This window comes from uncultured Vagococcus sp., assembly GCF_963518325.1.
Lineage (GTDB): Bacteria > Bacillota > Bacilli > Lactobacillales > Vagococcaceae > Vagococcus_D.
On the sequence record NZ_CAUQJB010000004.1, the window covers coordinates 228852 to 246640 of the forward strand.

15 protein-coding genes are annotated in these 17789 nt (G+C 40.1%); 6 read left to right on the forward strand and 9 right to left on the reverse strand.

The window, feature by feature from the left end:
- Window positions 1-11: 11 nt before the first annotated feature.
- Together RWN13_RS05895 and RWN13_RS05900 are read left to right on the forward strand one after the other, a co-directional pair.
- Window positions 12-1454 carry a histidine kinase gene (locus RWN13_RS05895; protein ID WP_314061473.1) on the forward strand — a complete coding sequence of 481 codons (1443 nt, stop codon included), beginning with the start codon at window positions 12-14 and terminating at the stop codon, window positions 1452-1454.
- 4 nt (window positions 1455-1458) lie between these two features.
- Window positions 1459-3030: a response regulator gene (locus RWN13_RS05900; protein ID WP_314061474.1), complete on the forward strand. Its 1572-nt coding sequence runs from the start codon at window positions 1459-1461 to the stop codon at window positions 3028-3030.
- Between the two features lie 50 nt (window positions 3031-3080).
- On the opposite strand, the gene RWN13_RS05905 is transcribed toward RWN13_RS05900, so the two are convergent.
- Both RWN13_RS05905 and cls read right to left on the reverse strand, forming a co-directional pair.
- On the reverse strand, window positions 3081-4607 hold the full coding sequence (locus RWN13_RS05905) for an ABC-F family ATP-binding cassette domain-containing protein (RefSeq protein ID WP_314061477.1): 1527 nt from the start codon (window positions 4605-4607) through the stop codon (window positions 3081-3083).
- Window positions 4608-5165: 558 nt separating this feature from the next.
- Window positions 5166-6611, reverse strand: a complete 1446-nt coding sequence (gene cls, locus RWN13_RS05910; RefSeq protein ID WP_314061479.1) for a cardiolipin synthase — start codon at window positions 6609-6611, stop codon at window positions 5166-5168.
- 205 nt (window positions 6612-6816) lie between these two features.
- On the opposite strand from cls, the gene RWN13_RS05915 reads away from it, so the two are divergent.
- From RWN13_RS05915 to RWN13_RS05930, 4 genes are all read left to right on the forward strand, one after another.
- On the forward strand, window positions 6817-7854 hold the full coding sequence (locus RWN13_RS05915; protein ID WP_314061480.1) for a GtrA family protein: 1038 nt from the start codon (window positions 6817-6819) through the stop codon (window positions 7852-7854).
- Between the two features lie 18 nt (window positions 7855-7872).
- On the forward strand, window positions 7873-8799 hold the full coding sequence (locus tag RWN13_RS05920; protein ID WP_314061481.1) for a phosphodiester glycosidase family protein: 927 nt from the start codon (window positions 7873-7875) through the stop codon (window positions 8797-8799).
- A gap of 19 nt (window positions 8800-8818) precedes the next feature.
- A complete protein-coding gene (locus RWN13_RS05925; protein WP_314061483.1) occupies window positions 8819-9205 on the forward strand; it encodes a hypothetical protein in 387 nt (128 codons plus the stop codon).
- A gap of 77 nt (window positions 9206-9282) precedes the next feature.
- Complete coding sequence (locus tag RWN13_RS05930; protein WP_314061486.1) at window positions 9283-10044, forward strand: C39 family peptidase; 762 nt, start codon at window positions 9283-9285, stop codon at window positions 10042-10044.
- Window positions 10045-10096: 52 nt separating this feature from the next.
- Here RWN13_RS05930 and RWN13_RS05935 read toward each other — a convergent pair whose 3' ends face one another.
- From RWN13_RS05935 to RWN13_RS05965, 7 genes are all read right to left on the reverse strand, one after another.
- Entirely contained in the window at window positions 10097-11128 is a 1032-nt protein-coding gene (locus RWN13_RS05935; protein WP_314061489.1) for a LacI family DNA-binding transcriptional regulator, read from the reverse strand.
- A 172-nt stretch (window positions 11129-11300) separates the two neighbouring features.
- The gene (locus RWN13_RS05940) at window positions 11301-12128 is read right to left on the reverse strand and encodes a carbohydrate ABC transporter permease (RefSeq protein WP_314061492.1); all 828 of its coding nucleotides are present in this window, start codon (window positions 12126-12128) and stop codon (window positions 11301-11303) included.
- 1 nt (window position 12129) lies between these two features.
- A complete protein-coding gene (locus RWN13_RS05945; RefSeq protein ID WP_314061494.1) occupies window positions 12130-13047 on the reverse strand; it encodes a sugar ABC transporter permease in 918 nt (305 codons plus the stop codon).
- A 59-nt stretch (window positions 13048-13106) separates the two neighbouring features.
- The gene (locus tag RWN13_RS05950; protein WP_314061496.1) at window positions 13107-14384 is read right to left on the reverse strand and encodes an extracellular solute-binding protein; all 1278 of its coding nucleotides are present in this window, start codon (window positions 14382-14384) and stop codon (window positions 13107-13109) included.
- A 192-nt stretch (window positions 14385-14576) separates the two neighbouring features.
- On the reverse strand, window positions 14577-16904 hold the full coding sequence (locus RWN13_RS05955; RefSeq protein WP_314061497.1) for a glycosyl hydrolase family 65 protein: 2328 nt from the start codon (window positions 16902-16904) through the stop codon (window positions 14577-14579).
- 46 nt (window positions 16905-16950) lie between these two features.
- A complete protein-coding gene (locus RWN13_RS05960) occupies window positions 16951-17247 on the reverse strand; it encodes a hypothetical protein (protein ID WP_314061498.1) in 297 nt (98 codons plus the stop codon).
- Window positions 17244-17663 (reverse strand): RDD family protein, encoded by a 420-nt coding sequence (locus tag RWN13_RS05965; RefSeq protein WP_314061501.1) that lies wholly within the window; start codon window positions 17661-17663, stop codon window positions 17244-17246. Before RWN13_RS05965 ends, RWN13_RS05960 begins: the two co-directional genes overlap by 4 nt.
- Between the last annotated feature and the right edge of the window lie 126 nt (window positions 17664-17789).

A 17789-nucleotide genomic window follows, 5' to 3' on the forward strand; every position in this document is an offset into this window, starting at 1 on the left:
AAGGGGTCTCTATGTTAACCTCTAAAAGTATCCGACAAATTTTCCAACGCCAAAGTACCTTGATTCTGATTGTGGCTATTTTGCCCTTAATATTTAATACCATCTTTTATACTAAACAGCTTTATATGTATCAAAAAGTTGTTGAAAACATTAATGCAGCCAATGACATTTCTTCCATTGTTAAAGATGAAATCCCCGTCAAAATGCGCGATCTGGCTTACGGTCAAACAAATGCCAATAGCCCCGAAGCGGCAAATATCTTACTCAACGTTCGCAATGATATTAAAGAAATCGAAAAAAATACAACCACAGGTGGCGAAACTAGCATTCTCGAAGTGACTTATCGAACTCTGGATACCATTCAAACTTATTTAGATGACATGATTGATAATCTCCAGACAGAACAACCTGTGGCAGAAAATGAGGCTGTTCTGGCCCAGATTGATTCGGTTAATCAACTATTGGATGATGTCCTACAAGATTTTGTCAAAGTAGAAATCGAATTGGCTAGCCAGAAAAATGAACAAATCGCCACCTCCGTCGCTACGCTCCTTAAAGTCCAAGTGGCGATTTTTATTATCATTCTGTTTTTTATCGGTTGGACCAAATACTCGTTAAACAAGCACGTCCAACAACCGATTGATACCTTAGTCAACATGGCAGATAATTTATCAAAAGGCGACTTAACTTATCGAGCGGCTGCCACTGAGGTCTCAGAACTAAATGTCCTAACAACCAGCATGAACCGCATGGCCAGTGATTTGGACCGCTTGATGACTGACAATGCCGAAAAGCAATACCATTTAGCCCAAAGCGAGTTAAGAGTACTTCAAGCTCAGATCACTCCTCATTTTATTTACAATACTTTGGACGCTATCATCACTCTGACAGAACAAGGAGATATGCCACGGGTTAAAGAAACCATCTATGCACTGTCTGACTTTTTCAGAATCTCTCTTAGTCGAGGCAAGGATTGGATTAGTGTTGAAAAAGAGGCCCGCCATGTCAGTGATTATTTAACTATTTTAAAAACCCGCTACGGTGAAAGTTTAATGCCAATCATCAACGTGCCAGATTCCCTTTACCAATACGACGTTTTAAAAATGATTTTACAGCCACTAGTTGAAAATGCGGTCTATCACGGGACAAAATTCGTCAGGCGACAAGGTATTGTCGAATTAATAGGCGACCATGATTGCGATTTCCTCTATTTTCAAATTAAAGATAACGGCATTGGTATGACGCCAGAGACCTTGCAGGAAGTCAAAGATGAATTGGCAAAAGGCATCGACACCGATTTTGAGGAAGGCTACGGTCTTTACAATGTCAACAAACGGATCTTGCTTTATTACGGCAGCACAGCCCACTTATCAGTCGAAAGTACTTATCGAAAAGGAACCATTATGACCATAAAAGTGCCAAAAGTTAGTCAGGAACTTACAGAAGGAAGTTGACCATATGTATAAAGTTTTTATCGTAGAAGACGAACATTTAATTCGCGAAAATTTAAGAAAACTATTACTCTCTTACAGCGAGACCTATCCGGTCAGTTTTGCCGGTGAAGCCGCAGACGGAGAACTGGGTTTAGCCGCTATGTTGGATGTCAAACCAGATATCTTAATCACGGACATTCGCATGCCTTTTATGGACGGTTTAACCCTTGCCAAAGAAGCAAAAAAGAGTTTACCTTGGATCAAAGTTATTTTTATCAGTGGCTTTGATGACTTTGACTACGCAAAATCTGCGATTCAACTAGGAGCCGAAGAATACTTATTAAAACCGATCAAAGAAGAAGAACTACAAGAAACCCTCAACAATCTCATTACTAAATTGGACAGCCAAAAAGAATTGACCACTACTAATAATGATCAACCCAATAGATTCATTTTTGAGCTTCAAAAAAACCATTTTTTAAATGGCATATTCAAAGGAGAACTGGCTATTCAAGACGTGATTCAGGAATCCCAACACTTTAATCGCAACTTATTAGGCAATAAATTTACCGTCTTGTTAGCCACCAATAAATACGACGCTGACTTTGCCGATTATAATCGTTTTTCCGACTACTTAAACTTGCTTTTCGGCGAAGATCCGGCCATTATTTTTTCTAGCATCTCATCTGAATACATTAAGTTTCTAGTATTTCAACCCGATAAACAACAACTTCTTGAAAAATGCTATCAAATCGCCAATACCTTAATTCACGAATTAGAGCAAGACGATACTTATAACATTGTCGTGGCCTTTGGAAATGTCGTGGAACGCATCAGTGAAATTAAACAGGCCTTTCAAATCACCGAACACTTGATTCAGACTTACGGTAGCCTACGAACAGAAAAAATCATCAGTTACGAAGACGATATTTTAGACGGGGAAGTCTCACCAACCAATCCTTTTAAACTTGATATAGCGGATAAAATTGCCTCACTTGATCCCACAAAAATCGAAACCTTTATTTATGAGTTAAGTGGGATTCCCAATGACACAGAGGAACGGAATCGACTTTACCGCTTTTTTGTCTTAATTGAGCTGGTCAACTTAGTTCAAAAAAAAGAACCTCATCTAAGGGAAATCGATTTGGTACAATTGAGCAATATCGAATATTTATCGGCTGTTGCCACGACTATCGATCAGTTTCAATTATTAGCCACTTCCCTTGTGACCCATTTAAATGAGCATCAGATTAATCCTAAGATGGTGAAATACCACAGTGTTATTCAGAAAGCACTGACTTTTATTCATCATCATTTTACCGATCCAGATATCTCACTAAACACAGTGGCAAATGAAGTGGCTTTAAGTCCCGCTCATTTCAGCACCATCTTTTCCCAAGCCATGGACATTACCTTTATTGAATATTTAACCAATGCACGACTTAATCACGCAAAAAAATTGTTGAAAGAAACGGATGACCGTCTAGGAACCATCGCTTTCGCCATCGGTTACAATGACCCTAATTATTTTAGCTACCTATTCAAAAAGAAAGTCTCTATTTCGCCCAAAGAGTACCGCAATCAAATCAACCAATAAAAGAGGACAGAGGACTGATGACGACCCTCTGCCCCTTTTTTTCTTATTAACTAGCTCACTGTCACAATATCTGTTGCCCACTCTTTATAAAAACCCTGATCATTTGACACCAGTAAAACTGGTCCTTGATAACGAATCAGCGCTTCTTTTAAGACCCGCTTGGTTTCAACATCTAGATGAGTGGTCGGGTCATCTAACAGTAAAAAATTACTGGGAGTTAAAGCAAAGACAGCCAAACGAACCTTTGCCTGCTCTCCTCCACTTAAAGTACTCACTGCCTGATCCACATGATGGGATTGGACCCCCACCCTTACTAACTCCTTTCTGATGTCCTCAATGGCTAACTTAGGATGAGCTTCTGCCACAATCTGAAGCGGCGACAAACGATCATCACGCCAAGCTGACACTTGTTGATAATAACTAATTGCAGCTTGAGGTGATAACTTAATGTCCCCCTTTAGAACAGGTATATCTCCTAGGATTGTTCGCAGTAGAGCTGTCTTACCTATGCCACTGGCACCCGTCACCACCAGCTTGCTCTTATTGCTTAAGTGGAGATTAATTTCAGATAATAATGCCTGATCATAACCCACTGACAAGTTCATAGTTTCCAATACCTGTTGTGACCGGTTAATCTTCTCGTTAAACTCAATTCGAATGGCTTTTTTGACCTGTAAGGGTTCCAGCTTATCCATTCGTCCCAATTGTTTCCTACGCCCCTGAGCCATCTTAGTGTTGATACCCGCAATGTTTTTACGAATAAAAGCCTCCGTTTCTTTAATTTTCTTTTGCTCTGCTTCAAATTGACGGGTATAATCGGTCACTAAATGTTGTTTCTGCCTTAAAAAATCCTGATAGCTCCCCTTATACTTTTTAATCACACCAAAATCGATATCGCAAATCGTCGTTGAAATCTCCTGTAAAAACAATTCATCATGAGAAATAACCACAAATGCACCAGAAAATTGTTGTAAATAAGTCACCAGCCATTTTCGGTGAGGCTCATCTAAATAATTGGTTGGTTCATCCAATAACAAAACATCTGGCTGAGTCAACAATAACTTGCCCAAGATAACTTTTGTCCGCTGACCTTCATTTAGATCGGCAATCTGAGTCTCCAATCCCAAATTTAATAACCCTAGGCCCTTAAGGGTTTGTTGCACCAGACTGTCTATCTCATAAAAGCCACGACTTTCCAATTGAACTTGATAAGTTGCCGCCTGATCCAAATAATCAACAGAACCCCTTTCAGCACTTTTTGTGTATAAATCTAACATGGCCTTTTCCAAGTCAAATAATTCAGCAAAGACCTCGTAAAGATAATCTTGGACCGTCAAACTAACGTCGATTTCTGCGAATTGATTGAGATAGCCATAATTGATCCCTTTTTGCCATCGAACCATTCCTTCATCAGACATAATTGATCCTTTCATTATTTTCATTAATGTGCTTTTACCGGCGCCATTTTTACCAACCAAACCGATATGTTCACCCTTAAATAATTTAAATTCAGCTTCTTTATACAACGTATGGTCACCAAAAGAATGCGTTATATTTGTCAATGTTAGTAATCCCATTTCTCATTTCTCTCCTTCTTAATAAATCAACACACAAAAAAGCAGAGGTGACCTATTGGCCATCCTCTGCTTTTATCTGAAAAATAAAACACAAAGGACCTAAGACAATGCCGTGTCTTAGATCCTTCATCTAATTATTCTTCAGATAATCATCACTAAATAAGGCTAGCTTTCTAGCCCTTTTAACGATCATTAGCTGATGAATAAGAGAAATCCACGATTTCTCCATTAGGCTCCGTACAACACTTCATCCGATAAAGTTGTAGGGAGCTGAAATTCGATATAAATAAACAAAAACCCAGTTTCATTGTGAGCACCTTCCTTAAAAAGTACTATAACACAGTGATTTTTTGAAATCAACGTATCAACTATTAGCAAAATGTCAAGAATTACTCACCTATTTCTCATCAATTGAACCATTCAACAGCCAGCACTGCTCATTCACTTCTGTTTAAAATAGCTACTAAAAACCAATTTTTGTGCCATAGTTCGGTAACAAAAAAACAATCAATTTCCAAGTAATCAGGAAATTGATTGTTTTTACAGCACTCGTAATCCTTACAATATTGGTGAAAACAACCGGGAAATCTGTTGCTTAAAGATTAACCAGGCAGACATCGCTTTGACGGTTTCCGTGGTCATTTCTGATGATACTTCCATATCTTTCTCAAAAATGTCTGACAACTCTTTGACAATGGTTTCATCGTACAAAACCGCACTGGCTTCAAAATTCAGCTTATAGCTGCGAATATCCTGATTGGCCGATCCCACGATACATGTATCATGATCCATAATCAAGGTTTTAGCGTGCATAAACCCACCTTCATAGACTTGTATCTCAATGTTTTCTTTAATTAACTGCCGAGCATAGTATTGAGTCGCTCGATAGATAAATGGATGATCTGGTTTATCAGGAATCATAATCTTAACATCCACACCTGAGCGAGCTGCTATTTTCAAAGCGGCTAACACACTGTCATCTGGAACCAAATAAGGCGTTTGAATCCAGACCCGCTTTTTGGCCGTAGTAATCAACTTAATAAAAGCCAACTTAATCTGTTCATGTTCATTGTTTGGACCACTGGCAATGATTTGGATGGGAGTCTCTCCCTCCTCAACTAAATCTTTGGCATCAAAAAAATAGTCTTCTTTATACTGCAATTGATCCACAGGAGAGGTGGAGACATTCCAGTCCATCAAAAAACGGATTTGTAGCAAGGAAGCTACGGGACCGTGCATCCGCAAGTGAGTATCTCGCCAATAACCAAATTTTTTCGTTACCCCTGCATACTGATTGGCCACATTAAAGCCGCCAGTATAACTAACCTTACCATCAATGACCACAATTTTACGGTGATCATGATAGTTTAAACGCAATTTCAGTAAGGCACGTTGTGAGGTGATAAACGTTTGAACCAAACCACCTCGACGACGTAACTCAGCAAAATCCTTATTTTTAGTGCCAAGAGAGCCGTAAGCGTCATACAATAATCGAACTTCTACCCCTTGGCTGGCTTTTTCCTCTAACAATTTTAAAATACTCATGCCGAGCTCATCAGTCACAAAGGCATAATATTCAATATGGATCGAATGGGTCGCAGCGTTGATGTCTTCTTTCATTCGCGCAAACTTTTCAGCCCCATCTGTGATGATTTCCACCTTATTCTGACGAGTAATTGGCATATTATTTAGAGAGGAAAAGAAGGCAAGAAAATTCGGATCCACCTCTTGAGAATGTTCATGCTCATACAGCCGGGTTCCCGATTCCTGAAAAGCCTTAAATTTTTCCAATTCATCAAAATCATTTTTTTGCAACTGAAACATTCGTTTGTCACCTAAGCCACGGCCAAAAAATAAATAAATCGCAAAACCAATGACTGGCAAACTAATTAACACTAACAACCAAGCCCAGATAGCCGCCACATCCCGCGGTTTCATTAAAACGGTAATAACCGCAATCACGGCGTTAATCACATATATTGCTGTAATAATACTTATTATCATCCTTGCTCCTCCAAATATAGTCTACCTCTTGAGTATAAGGGTTATTCACGATTTGGTCTAGTTTGAACCTACTGTTTTTACATCCTACTGCTATTTTCTCCCGCTAGCGACCAAACACCCTTTTCAACTCTTTAAGCTTACTTTAAGTTCCAACCGATAAAGTAGGGGCAGTTAAGTAACCAATACCAAATCAGGAGGTACCCCTATGTCAATCACTCTTTTAATTCCTGCACTCGAACCAACCGATAACTTTCTCCGTCTTTTAACCGGCTTGCGCCAATTGACTGATGACCCTATTCTGATTGTCGATGACGGCAGTGGACCAGCTTATCAAGCTCTCTTTCTAGAACTAGCAAAAATCGACAATACCACCATTCTTTACCATCAAACTAACCTTGGCAAAGGAGCAGCTCTTAAAACGGGATTGGCCTACCATCTGGCACATTTCCCATTCTCGGCCGGTGTGGTCACAGCTGATTCAGATGGTCAACATAGCCCAAGGGATATTGTCGCCCTGTCCCGTCTTATTCGACCTAATGAGAGAGTCTTGGTCCTGGGCTCCCGCCACTTCATACGGAAACAGACGCCAGTCAAAAGTTACTGGGGCAACCGCTTGACTTCAGCCGTTTTTTACGGCGTATCCGGCATTAGTTGCCATGATACCCAGACAGGTTTAAGAGGTTTGCCACAAATCATTATTCCAGACATATTGGAGATTCCAGGTAGCCGCTTCGAATATGAGATGAACGTCTTACTCAATCTAACTAAGAATCAAATTGTGATTCATGAAATGCCCATTGAGACCATTTACTTAGATCATAATTCCGGGAGTCACTTTCGGGTCATCCGTGACTCAGTAAGAATTTACCAGCCGATCCTCAGCTACATCCTATCATCCATTAGCTCAGCTGGACTCGATATTTTGCTGTTCACCTTACTGATAAAAGTGATGTTTACCAATCACAGCTGGGCCTCCTTACTTTTAGCCACTACCTTCGCCCGAGTTTTATCCGGCTGCTTCAATTTTTACCTGAATCGCCAAGTCGTTTTCAAAAGTCAAGGAACACTCCACAGAGAAGCTGGTAAATATTTCCTGCTCTTCTGTAGTCAACTACTCCTGAGCTGGTTGTTACTCCAAGGTTTTTCACAATTTTCGACTCATCTGATTCCCTTAAAAATCGCCATTGATTTTTCACTTTTTTGTTTAAGCTTTATTATTCAAAGGCGACTGGTCTTTCGCTAAACTAACTGGAGGTATACCATGATACACTTATATAAATGGCTCAAAAGCCCCTTCCGACTGGGAGTTATTTACAGTCTCTGCTTAATCTTAAGTATCGGCTACGTCTTGCTAGATACCTTTGTCATTCCCAAGGAACTAGTCACTACAACTGCCAATGCTGACAGTCGTACTGCCACCAGCCAACCAACTGATGGCAACTCAGCAGGTAATACGACAATTACCGATACCAGTTATCAAGATGACCATCTCTCAATCAACATTACCACGGAACGGTCTCATGACACCACCTTTTACGTAGTAGACATTCAAGTCAGCAGTCCTGACTACTTAAAAACCGCCTTTGCTCAAGGCAGTTATGGACGAAACATTAAAGAAACAACTTCAACAATCGCCGAAGAACAAGACGCCATACTTGCCATAAATGGAGACTATTATGGTTTCCGCGATACTGGTTACGTTCTGAGAAACGGCCAAACTTATCGGGACACGCCTTGGGAAGGAACAGATGCCTTGGTCATTGATCAAGCTGGTAATTTTACGACTTACAACGAAGATGAGACCCGTTTATCCGATATAACCACTTCTCAACAGGTTGAACACGTTCTTTCATTTGGGCCTACACTAGTTAAAAGTGGACAGATTGCTATCTCACCCACTACTGAAGTCGCTCAATCTAAAAATAGTAACCCCCGGACAGCTATCGGACAAATTGATGACTTACACTACCTTATGATTGTCTCTGACGGACGAACCGATGAGAGTGAAGGTCTCTCTCTCTATCAATTGGCAGAAGAATTTGCCACTCGGAATGCCACCCTTGCTTACAACTTAGACGGAGGCGGTTCTTCAACCCTTTGGTTTAACGGCCAAGTCATCAACACTCCGACAGATGGTCGCCAAAGTAGCGAACGAGCCGTCAGTGACATTGTGTATATCGGCTATTAATCTATAAAGGAGCCCTACTATGAATCTAAAAAAACAAAGTCTGATCTATGTCATTGCCAGTTTAGGGTTGATTGCTACCAATTATGTCTACAGCCTTTTCAGTCATGGCGTCAGCTCTGAGTCCATGAGCGGTATGTGGCATTATACCGCCATAATGGCGATTATGTCAGGGGCCCTTGGACTTCTTAATCACAGTCAATCGACGAGCCAATTACGCCTAACGGCTTTTCTGATAAATTGTGGCGTTGCTGCCCTTGTCAGTGGCCTCCTATTAAAGGGGATCGTGGAAATCGCTGGAACTAACTCCGACTATATCCCGTATTTCCAGTATAGCGGTTGGGCACTGATTGTTAGTGGCACTATCCTTGGCTGCTACCAATTATTACAAACAAAAAAGCATCATTAGTGGTATTAATAGGACAACTGGTATAAGATGCTTATAATGACTTACTAAATATTAGCAATCTACTAAGGAGAAAGAAAGTGAAAAAAACTGTTTCAAAAAAAGGGAAACGAAATCGGTTAATCGCCGTTTCTCTTCTCTTACTGACCATCGGATTTAGTACTTCCCATGTCTGGCAAAAAGTAACAGGTAGGGAAGTGCTGAAAACGAGCAATTCAGCCGCTGATTCCCCAAAAGAAACGACTAAAAATAATAATACAAGTGCTCAGTTAGATGTGCCACTCATTAACCAGCTGGACGCCCCTAGTCTATTTAATGGCTGTGAAATAGCCAGCCTCGCCATGATGCTAAATTATGCCGAGATTGAAGTCACAAAAAATGAACTAGCAGACGCCATTCCCAAGGTGGCTTATCTCGATGCAGATGGTCATTACGGAGACCCTAACAACGGGTTCGTTGGCGATATTTATGGCATTGACATCGGCTACAGCGTCTATCATACACCGATTTATGAACTAGCAAAACAATACGCAACGGACAAACAAGTCGTTGATTTAACTGGCGAAAAATTCAGTCAAATTCTTCAACAACTTACTGCTGGCAACCCAGTCTGGGTCATTACCACGGTCCCAATGAGTGCTACTAAAGATATGGAAACATGGCAAACAGCCAATGGCACTGTCGACATCAGCTGGAACGTTCACAGCGTACTAGTAACTGGTTTTAGCACAGCTTCAGTATATGTTAATGATCCTTATGGTGAAAAAAATAAGGAAGTCAATCGAGATGATTTTGAAGCTGCCTGGACCCAAATGGGTAGCCAAGCCGTTGTCATTCAATAGTAAACACCATATAAAAATGGCAAAAATCAGCTTAACCGATTTTTGCCATTTTTCACATTGACCGAAGTTTCTTCACTGCTGGACCGACGGATTCTCTAATTATCAACCCATGTTCAATATAGACCTGTCTCTCAGCCACTTCTTTTTTTATCAATTTGTAGACATTCTTAGCCGCTTCATAGCCAATTTTTTCCATATTTTGAGAAATGCTAGATAGTTTAGGCACCAAATATTCATTCAAAATAATATCATCAAAGCCGATAATCGAGATATCTTCCGGAATGGACAATCCCAATTCCCCCACCGCTTTCATCGCCCCAATTGCCATTAAATCACTGGCGCAAAAAAGGGCCGTTAGCTGAGGTTGATTGATTAATAAATCACGGGCAATTTCCACGGCAATTTTTTCATTAAAATTAGCGTACTGGACGTAATTTTCAGTCAATGGAATCTGATGCTTCTTCAAAGCATTGACGTAGCCCGTCTCACGATCGATGCTGACTGCCGCTTCCCGACGTCCATTAATCATGCCGATATGCTGGTGCCCCTGATCAATCAAATAAGCAACGGCCTCTGTTGAGGCCTTAACATTATCAATCGAAATACTGCAAATACTCTCTTTATCCGCCCACATATCAATTAAGGCAACTGGCAACTGACTTTCCAAAATCTCTTTATAATAAGGATCATTAACTTTCAACCCTTGTACAACAGCCCCCGTAATCGCTTTTTCATTACAAAACTCACGAAAACTCTTTTTCCCCTGCTTAATCCTGGAAGTAGCAAAAAAAACAAATTCAATTTGATGCTCCTCGGTGTAATCATAAACACCTGATAAAACTTCCATGGCCATGGTACTTTTTCGATTCATTTCAAAATCATTTAAAATTAAGGCAATGGTCACCTGAGTCTTCGAGGCCAAGGATCTGGCTGCCGTATTCGGTAAATAATCCATCTCTTTCGCTATTTTCATAATGCGATTTTTCGTCGCCTCGCTAATATCCGTATAACCATTAAAGACACGCGATACTGTTGCAATTGAGACTCCTGCTTCTTTGGCAACGTCTTTAATTGTCACTCTCATATCCCATAGCCTCCTTTTTCAATTAAATCATTCTTTCAGCCAACCACTCACACCATCTGCAAGTCCCTAGTTAGTCGTAGATACTCACTATTTTATCACAGATAAGTTAGAGGCGGGCAATTTTTCGCCCCCGAGCCATCCCTCTCACCATCAAATTTTAATGGAAGTAACATTATTTTTCCCCATCCATTCGAACCCCTTGCAAGAAGTATTTATTAAAGATAATGTAAATCAAAATAATCGGTAAAATCGTAATCACACTGGCTGCCATCGTATGATCCCAACGTACGCCACCATTTTGTCCTTGAAAGGTTTGTAAGCCAAGGGTCAAGGTATACTTACTTGGAGTTGAAATATACAACATCGGCTTCATAAATTCATTCCAAAATCCCATAAAAACAAACACTCCTTGAGTGGCGATCGACGGTCTGGCCAAAGGCATCACAATCCTAAAAAAGACTTGGAAACGCCCGAGGCCGTCAATTGCCGCTGCTTCTTCTACATCTTTCGGAAAGGATAAAAAGAATTGACGCATCATAAAGATATTCCCGATATTAATTGCCGCCGGAATAATCAAGGCACCAAAGGTATCAAGCATGCCTAATTTCATTAATATTAAGTAATTAGGAATTAACAACACTTGAGCCGGTACCATCATTAAAGCCAAAAAACCATAATAAATTCGTTGACGCCCCGGAAAGGACAATCGTGCCAAAGAGTAACCTGCCATCGTATTAAGAAAGATGTTAATCACCGTTCCAATACTGGCCACAATAACAGAGTTAATAAACCACTTAACAAATAAGGAGGAACGCCCAAAAATATAATCATAGTTTGCTAAAGTAAACTGCTTCGGCCATAAACTTAAATCCCCACCGACAATCTCCTCAGAGGTTTTAAACGACGCCGCAACCGCCCACAAGAAAGGATAAAGAGTAGCGCAGGCGTAGATAATTAACACCACATACAGCAGTATTTTTAATATTTTTCCCTTTTTCATCTTAACCTTCCTTTCCAGAGTTTAATTTTTCAGCTAATAAAGAGACTGTAAAAATAATAATCGCCAAAACAACCGCCAATGAAGCGGCATAGCCCATTGAGTTCATTTGACCAAAAGCGTACTGATAAATCATTAAGGCAATCGTTAAGGTGGAATTACTTGGCCCCCCTGAACCTCCTGAGAAAATATAAGCCTGATCAAACATTTGAAACGTCCCAATAATCCCTGTTAATAAGGCATAAGTAGTGATTGGCCTCAAATAAGGAATCGTCACATAACGCAGCTTATCTAAAGAAGATGCTCCGTCTATCTCTGCCGCCTCATAAAGTGCTTTTGGTAAATCAACTAAAGAAGCTAAATAAATCGTCATATAGACTGGCACCGTTGACCAGATATTCATAACCATGATCACTTTCAGGGAATAGGCTGGATTTTCTAAAAAGTTAATTGCCTCATGATAGAAACCTAGAGACATAAAGAACTCATTAATTGGTCCGTATATATTAAAAATAAACATAAAGATAATGGTCAAGGCTGAGCTTGACGTCAAAGTTGGCAAGAAATAAACTAACCGAAAAACCTTCTTCCCTTTGACCCCATCACTGCTCAATATATAGGCAATCACTAAAGCAAAAAACGTTTGTAATGGCACAACTACCATGGCAAAACTAGCCGTGTTTTTTAAAGCGATTAAAGCACGCTTATCTTGAAACATTCTCAGATAATTATCAAATCCCTTAAAAGAAAAACTATTTGAAAAGAGATTAACATCATTAAATGATAAATAAATCGCAAAGATTACCGATAACACAAAAAATATCACCGCAATCATAATAGCTGGAGATAAAAATAAATAAGCCTGAACTATTTCCTGCCATTCCCGCTTGGTTTTCTTACGTTTGACTGACCGCTTTTCCATCGTAAACCTCCTACTTGAAAAATGAATAGGCTGAGACTCACTCCCAGCCTATTGACCCATTAGTTACTTGCTTCAATATCTGTATTGGCTTGCTCATCGGCCTTGGCCATCGCTTCTTTAAAGGATAATGACCCATCCAATGCTTTCGGCACAAAGTTTTTATAAGCCGTGTCAATGGTCGTTAAGCTCACCCCTTTTTGCCAAGGTGTGGCATATTCCCAAGCTTCCAAATGAACATTCAAATCAGCATTATCAGTTATTTTAGTCGTTTCTGCCACATCTTGACGACTTGGCAATGTCCCTGTTCCTTCTACCCAAAGGGCCATGCCCTCTGTTCCCGTTGCATATTGAATCCACTTATCAGCTAACTCACTGTTCTTGGTTCCCGCGTATTTACCCCAACCAACAGAAAACATCATGGAGCCTTGATCCTCTTTATAAGTAGGCATTTCTCTAACTGTAAACTTAATTTTTTTGTACTCATCTTTCAAGGTTTGGTAAACCCAATTCCCTTCATCCATAATGGCCAGTTTACCAGCCCCAAAAGCCTCGCCATTCCATCCCATGCCAATCTCCTGTGGAGTCACAAATGCTTTAGTATTTACTAATTCTTTCAAAATTGATAAGTTATCAACAATTTTAGCATTAGCTAAATCAGCCAAGCCATCCTTCGTCTCAATGGATAGATCACCACGCTGAGCAAGATGCAAATTACGGGCCATCTCAGGATTGTAACTCATGGCAAATACTTTCCCTTTCCCATAGACCTCATCAATCTTCTTCTGGAAATCTGGTAACCAAGAGACTAAGTTTTCAAACGATTTCGGTACGTCGTCAACAGAAACACCAGTTTTTTCAAAAACATCTGTATTAAAATACAAGGCTAACGTTGATAAATCTTTTGGAACTGCATATAACTTGTCATCTGTAGAGAAGGTCTCAACCAACTTATCGTAAAACTTGTCACTAGCCATCTTCTCCTTATCCAGCTCCATCAACGCACCATTTTCCGAGAAAAACGGATACATTGAAGCGTCTACATAAAAAGCATCCGGCGCTGTCTTTCCAATCAAATCAGCTTGAATTTGCGTATTGTACTCGGTATAGACTTTTTTCTCAATCTTAGCCCCTGTCTCTTTTTCAAACTGGCTAATCAACTTGCTTAACGATTGTTCTTCAGACTCATTTCCACCCCAGACACCAATTTTTAATGTGTCCCCAGTAAAATCTGTCTTTTCTGCTCCACTTCCCTGGTCCTTGCCACCACAAGCAACCAAACTCAAGACCGCCACACCTAAAAGTAAACTCATTCCCAATGCTTTTAATTTCCTCTTCATCGAATATTCCTCCTAATATAATAGTGTTATAACGCCTCTAGTTTCCAACTGTCGAAAAATCGAAAACTAGAGACATCGGTAAAACAATTCCAACAGATAATTCTTAGCAAAAAGTGGTCCGTTCAGCATCCTTTAGCTGAACCGTTAATGTTTGTCCTTGATCGTTTAGCAAGAACTGGCTAAACGACGATGTTAACTTAAAGAAATAGTCACCGAATCAAGGACTGTATACTCACATCCACGAGTCGTAAAGGTAACTGGACTAATTTGATTTTTATTGGTAACAATCAGCTCGTCTGTCGTCACCAACATTTCCAGTTCATTTTGATGCCAGAAGATACTGTAACGCAGTTCTTGCCAAGCTTTAGGTAAATGAGGATTAATACGCAGTTGGCCATCTAACGCACGAACACCGCCAAAACCAAAGACCGTCATCAACCAAATACCACCTAATGAAGCGGCATGAATCCCTTCATCAGAAGAGGTCATAGCTGGCCCCATATCAATATTAGTCGCTTCTTTAAACAAGTCATAAGACAACTCAATCTCACCTAAATCCGCAGCTAAGGCACTGTGAGTCGAAAGGGATAAGGATGAATCATGCATGGTTTTAGGCTCATAATAATGCCAGTTTGCCAATTTAACTTCCTCTGAAAAAAGATGTTCAAATAAGTAAATAAGTAACAAAACATCTGCCTGCTTAGTAATTTGCATGTTATTCACTTGTTCTAAATTGTATTTATGGAACAAGGTTCCGACTTGCTCATCTTGCTTGTATGACTCTAAGGGAATTATTTTTTTGCTTAAATAAGTGTCATCCTGCGGAATAACCAGATCCTGATTTGGTTCTGGAATAACTAATTTATCCACCTTCGCGAGCCACTCAGGATAAACCCGTTCCAAGGCCAACTTTTGAGACAAGAAGTCAAAAAGCACTGGTTTCGATTTCTTCAGCTCTTCATAAATACCAATCGCTTTTTGAATGTTCCATTTTGCCGTATAGTTAGTAAAGGCATTATTATCCACATGCTCCTTATACTCATCTGGACCAATCACTTCATTAATATGATATGTCTCAGTTGCCTCGTCCCACTCCAGACGACTCGCCCAAAACTTAGCCGTATCCAAAATAATCTCATAGCCTTTGGTTTCCAAGAATCCCTGATCGCCAACTGCTTCCACATACTGATTAACTCCGTAAGCTACATCACTCGTAATGTGCTGTTCGATAAATCCAGACCATATTTTGGTGGCTTTTCCTGTCACAATATCAGCAGCCCCCCAAACGGGTGTCGTTTCACCATCTTCAATCCAAGCAGACTCCCAGGGGAATTGTGCCCCTTCGTAGCCATTTTCTTCAGCTTTACGATGAGCTCCCTGTAACCCGTGATAACGAAATTCCAGCAATCCTCGGGCAATCTCCGGATGAGTGTAGGTAAAATAAGGCAACATAAAAATCTCCGTGTCCCAAAAAGTGTGTCCCTTATAGCCTTCACCAGACAAGCCCTTAGCCCCAATATTCATGCGATTATCATGGGCAGGTGTCATCACATGTAAATGATACTTAGCGAAATTAAGTGCCACTTGATCCTGATGATTACTTGAGGTAATCGTAATTGGGGCAATCCGCCAAACCTTTCGATTCCAAGCTTCAGCTGACTCTGCCAACAATCGATCAAAGCCTTTTTCTTCCGCCTCTTTTAACTCACTTAACCCCTTGGCTTCAATTGCTTTTAGCCCTTGGCCCTCATGTTCCAAATCACGGCTCGTATGAATCGTTGACACTTTTTCAATTGTCAGCTCTTGCCCCTCTTCCAGACTTAGCCAGTACTTATTGTAAATTTGACGCCGGCGCATCTCAATCCGTGATTTTAATTGATCTGAGGCCACAGAAAAATGATGGACAGTAGTCTGAACCACATCAATAGCCGATTGCGTGGTCTCTGAGGTCATTTGCATAAACCGACCTTCAAACAGGTGTTTTTCCCCTTCTGAAAAATGTTGTGAGCCACTATTGGTTTGCTGACCGTCTATACCCGAAACAAGTTCCAAGTCAATGGGATTGCCCAAGGCTTTAATGATGACTTTCTGACCCATTAAATGCCGTTGATCCATTGAGATAAAGCGACTAAATTGAAAGGAAACCACTTTTCCACCAGGTGTTCGCCAGGTAAAGGAACGACTTAACTCCCCCGTCTTAAGATTTAATCGCCGCGTATAATCACTAATCTTGCCTTGAGTTAAATCCAACCAGTCCTGATCCACTTTAATTTTCATCTGAATCAAATCAGGAAGATTAGGCAATTCGGTTACTTCCTGTTCATCAAATTTGTTGAAAGTCCCAGCGACAAAGGTATTTCTCACTTCATTTAAATAGTTTTCTTCTGTGGTACCACGTTGGCCCATATAGCCATTTCCCAAACACATAATCGACTCATACTTGCCTAACCACTCAGGGTTAAAAAAAGACTCTTCAATTATCCAAGAAGTTTCCTCGGGTAGTCTAACACTTGAATTCATACAGTAACTCTCCTAACTAAAACGTTTTAGTAACCATTAAAAAAAATTAGCGTTGATAGAAATAATGATTGGACCGCAATGCTGTCACAATTAAACCAGCCAATAACAAACCAATAATCAAGATGATCTTTAGTTGAAGCACCAATGCTCCCACTGTAAAAAACAAACTAAACCAGCCAAACTCTCTTAATAACTCTTTAGCATCATAATGTTTGCGATGGCGAAAGGCAATGATATAACAGGCCATCAACATAACAAGTGATGCTAAAACCAAGCTGGTTGTATTCAAATTAGCTAAGCCATTTTTGGCTAGAGGGTCTACTGCTACTGCCACTACGCTCATTTCAGCTCTCCTTCCAAGGCCATTCGCTCTAGGATTACCTCTGATTCTCCAAGATAATCATGAAGGGCTTTGCCTTTCATTTTTAACACCACCACACTAAGAAGCACGAAGACAGGACCTACGTAAGGTAAAAAATATAACAATTTCGCGGCCTCCCTCATCCCTTTCTTAACCAGAGGTGCTTTCACTCCGTCCTGATAAACTGTCACCATTCTACCAAGCTTCTTACCTAAAGTTCGCTTGAAACTATCTGAAAAAAGAATGTTATACGCAACAAACATTGCTTGTCCATATAAGTCACTGACTTTAAAGGGGATATCAAACACCAGGACGCAAATTGCTAGGACCGGAAGATAGACCAACACAAGATCAATCAAAAAACTTAAGGTTCGCAAGATAAAATTTTGCCAACTCATTTCTGTCAACTCCTTTCAGCGAAAACCTTTTCGGTATATGAGTCAAATTATAGCACGTTTAAAATCAAAATCAACCATTTTTTTATTTTTCGACTTGTAAAATATTTTTTTATCAGGTATTATTCA